The sequence below is a fragment of the Petrocella sp. genome (assembly GCF_059865615.1).
The window spans coordinates 1-3,921 of the sequence record NZ_JCBCDA010000159.1; the positions used below are offsets into that span (position 1 = coordinate 1).

5 protein-coding genes are annotated in these 3,921 nt (G+C 35.9%); all 5 read left to right on the forward strand.

The features are described from left to right. The coding region (locus AC6F8J_RS14930; protein ID WP_500724416.1) for a GH36-type glycosyl hydrolase domain-containing protein at positions 1–778 on the forward strand (778 nt) is incomplete at its 5' end. Between the two features lie 147 nt (positions 779–925). Then, positions 926–1,759 carry a GyrI-like domain-containing protein gene (locus AC6F8J_RS14935; RefSeq protein WP_500724417.1) on the forward strand — a complete coding sequence of 278 codons (834 nt, stop codon included), beginning with the start codon at positions 926–928 and terminating at the stop codon, positions 1,757–1,759. A 282-nt stretch (positions 1,760–2,041) separates the two neighbouring features. Continuing rightward, the gene (locus AC6F8J_RS14940; protein WP_500724418.1) at positions 2,042–2,833 is read left to right on the forward strand and encodes a DNA alkylation repair protein; all 792 of its coding nucleotides are present in this window, start codon (positions 2,042–2,044) and stop codon (positions 2,831–2,833) included. Between the two features lie 121 nt (positions 2,834–2,954). After that, the gene (locus AC6F8J_RS14945) at positions 2,955–3,344 is read left to right on the forward strand and encodes a GNAT family N-acetyltransferase (protein ID WP_500724419.1); all 390 of its coding nucleotides are present in this window, start codon (positions 2,955–2,957) and stop codon (positions 3,342–3,344) included. A gap of 247 nt (positions 3,345–3,591) precedes the next feature. Continuing rightward, a partial coding sequence (locus tag AC6F8J_RS14950; protein WP_500724420.1) for a P-loop NTPase fold protein occupies positions 3,592–3,921 on the forward strand: 330 nt, incomplete at its 3' end.

Genomic DNA, 3,921 nt, shown 5'->3' on the forward strand with positions numbered 1-3,921 from the left:
GGCCCATTCATGGGATGGCGATTGGTACCTTAGAGCCTTTTATGATGATTATAGTAAGTTGGGTTCAAAAGAAAACGCTGAATGCCGAATTGACTCCATCAGTCAGTCTTGGAGTGTGATATCAAAAGGTGCACAAAAAGATAGGGCTGAAGTTGCAATGCAATCAGCTGTACGATATCTGGTCAGAGAAGAAGACGGTATTTCCCTACTACTTGCACCACCGTTTGATAAAACAGACAAAAACCCGGGGTATATCAAAAATTACTACCCAGGGATTAGGGAAAATGGAGGTCAGTATACCCATGCATCGGTGTGGCTGGCTATTGCCAGTACGATGATACGTGATTACAGTCTGGCGGATACACTTTTTACCATACTCAATCCGATCCATATCACTTCGAGTAAGAGAGAGTCACTCAAGTATGAAAAAGAACCTTACGTTATGATTGCTGATATTTCTCTAAGTGCGCCATATACAGGTAGGGGCGGATGGAGTTGGTATACGGGTTCGGCGGGGTGGATGTATCAAGGATTGGTTCACTGGTTTTTGGGTATTAGAAAAGAAGAGGATGAGCTGATCATTGATCCGACAACGCCTACAAGTTTTGGAGATTTTACTATAACATATAAATATAAAACGACGGTTTATGAAATACAAGTAGAGAGCAGAAGTAAAGGGGTTATGGTAGTTGAAGGACTCCTACTTGACGGCGAGAAGATTGAAGGTAATAGGATTAAATTAATGGATGATGGAAGAACCCATGTGGTGATTGTCTAACCAGGGGGATGGTTCTTGTGGTTCGAGCATCTCAATGCTAATCTTAATGAATTTTGAAAAAGATAATATTTATATTGACTCTCACATTATGGTACACTTTATAATAAAGATGAGCTCAAGAAAACATATATATGTGAGGTAAAATCAATGTTAAAAATAGGAGATTTTTCAAAATTATCAAGGATTAGTATAAGGATGTTAAGGCATTATGATGCCCTAGGCCTGTTGGTTCCTAAAAGTATTGATACCTTCAATAGTTATAGGTACTACAATGAAGATCAGCTGCAAATTGCAGCCAGAATCATTGCGCTTAAGGATATGGGGTTCGGTTTGTCAACAATCTCAGAAATATTGATGAAGTATGATGATACGAAAGCACTAGCTGAGTTTTTGTCAATAAAAAAGACAGAGATTGAAGCTCAAGCTGAAGAAACCAAGCATCGTTTACGACTCCTTGAAACGACCATTAGTCGGTTGAGAAAGGATGATACAGCTATGAATTACAATGTAGTTTTAAAGACATTACCGGAAAGATATGTTGCCAGTGTAAGAAAAGTTATTCCATCTTATGACCAAGAGGGCCTACTTTGGAACACAATGATGGCAGAAACAAGCGGAATGAACTTACAACCGGATGACCCGTGCTATAGCCTTGCAATTTTTAATGATGAAGACTATAAGGAGCAGGATGTAGACGTGGAGATTCAAATTGCCCTTAAGGATCAACATTCTAACACGGAAAATGTAGTATTCAAATCAGTTCCTGCCATAGAAATCGCTTCAGCAATCTACAAAGGTAGTTATGATCAAATTACAGAAGTTAACCATGTCGTAGCAAACTGGGTTAATGACAATAAGTATGAATTTGATGGCGCTATGTTTTGCATTTATCATGTAAGCCCGGCACAAACACCAAATGCTGAGGAATGGGTAACGGAAGTATGCTATCCAGTCAAGAAAAGAAGCTTTGCTTCGTTATGAGCACTGCTCATATTTCTGAACGGTTCGACAGGAAATGTCCTTGACGTAATCAGCCATGATTCAAGGCTGAATACTGTAGTACGACTATCCTAGAGAACAAGAAAAAATAGCAATACGAATGAAACTAATATAAAAGTATAAGCCCCTTATATTGACAGTGCAAATAGTAGAACTGTTATTATAAGGGGCTTTTCTTAGCTAAAATTGATTTATCTTTTAAGACTATGGTAAAATGAACATTAAAGGGATGTTATTAGAATTATGATATGAGGATGTGAAAAAGTGGAAAATGATAATGATCGAAGTATTTCAAAGTATTATGGCACAAATCTAGCAGAATTCTTGGCGGACAGAATTATTGACGTCTATAAAGAGTTTCCTAAAAAAGAATATATCCAGGCCATTAGTAGAAAGTGTGAGGGCCTTAGCTATTCCAAAAGAGTAGAATTACATGCAGATGAGCTCTATAGATACTTGCCCGAGGCATTTGACGAAGCAGCAAAGATTCTTGTAGCCATTTTGGGTGAAGAAAACAAGAATGAAACAGGCATGTTCAAAGAGTTCTATTGGATCCTACCACTTGGAAAGTATGTTGAGAAATATGGCTTAGATTATTTTGATACGTCTATGTATATGATTGAAGAGATTACTAAAAGAAATACAGGTGAATATGCGGTAAGACCTTTTATAAGATTGTATCCGGAGCAGGCAATAGAGAAAATGACAAAATGGGCAGATTCTGATAACTTTCACCTTAGAAGATTGTCCAGTGAAGGATTAAGACCAAAGCTTCCCTGGGCCACAAAACTGGATACATTCATTGATCATCCGGAACCTGTATTTAAGATATTAGAAAAGTTAAAAGAAGATGACGTGATGTTCGTTAAGAAATCAGTAGCAAACCACTTAACCGATTGGTTAAAAGTCAACAAAATGCCAACGGTAGCACTAATAGAAGAATGGAATCATTCAAATAACAAAAACACAAAATGGATTATCAAAAGGGCAACAAGAAAAATCAACATCTTTAAAGATGCAGATCATGATGAATTGGCAGATGGCGGTGTTTTATGAGTTGTAATAGATGCGAAAAACTACCGGAACTCTTCTTTACCAATTCGGATGTATCTTTTAACAATATGATAAAATAGTTATGGTATAATGACAATCCATATAATATAGAAAGGCGTTTAGAATGGATATTAGAAGATATTGTAAAGAAGATGAACAACAATTGTTTGATATGATTAGAGAAGAAGGAGAAGAATGGCTTGACTACTATAGCTCTGAAGGTTATAAAAAATATATAATAGCTTTGGCCTCCAGCATCACTTATGTGGCTTATATGGAGGATATTCTATGTGGGTATGCCCGTTGTCGTGATGATGATGGCTTTGAAATCTATGTCTATGATTTATTGGTCAAAAAAACGTATCGAGGAAATTCAATTGGAAAAAGGCTGATAGAACAAGCGTGCAAAGACTTTTCAGATCAACCGGTGTATGTTATGAGTGATGTAGATCCATATTATGAAAAGCTTGGATATAAGAGAGAAGGATCCATATTTGAAGTAAACAATAGCTAAAATCTATTGAATTACTACTTGAAGAGATTTTGTATAATCTGAAAGTCATATAGGCTGAAATCAGAAAAAATGTCATAAAATTAGAGAGTATATTTTTATTATTAAAGATGAATAATACTTATGATTTGTTGAAAATAATAGCCCCGAAGTGTATACTAATTTAAGAAATATATTAAATACCAATGGTAGTTTGACTTAGCTACTAACACATATTTGTATAAAAAGTGGTATAAAGAGAGGGAATGAAATGAGCCGAATTGACATTAGAGACATTCCGATTATTCATGAAGAAGATGATTACTTAAATATTGAGAAATATGCCGATGCTTTAACCAGATTTATCGTGACTTCAGATACCCCCATTACCATATCCCTCCAAGGTGAATGGGGTAGCGGGAAATCATCTCTCATGAACATTATTAAGAAAAAGTTGTGTGATCATGACAGCGATGAAAAATTTGAAGCGATATGGATTAATACATGGGAGTTATACCTTCAGGGTGAAGAAAAAGACATTATTGAACACCTATCCTATTTGATTTTGAAAGAAATTAATCGAATAGCGAAATCAAAGAAT

What these genes read in the sequence shown, in the direction of transcription:
- AC6F8J_RS14935 (WP_500724417.1), top strand. Translation starts at nt 926, where the DNA reads ATGTTAAAAATAGGAGATTTTTCAAAATTATCAAGGATTAGTATAAGG.
- AC6F8J_RS14945 (WP_500724419.1), top strand. Translation starts at nt 2,955, where the DNA reads ATGGATATTAGAAGATATTGTAAAGAAGATGAACAACAATTGTTTGAT.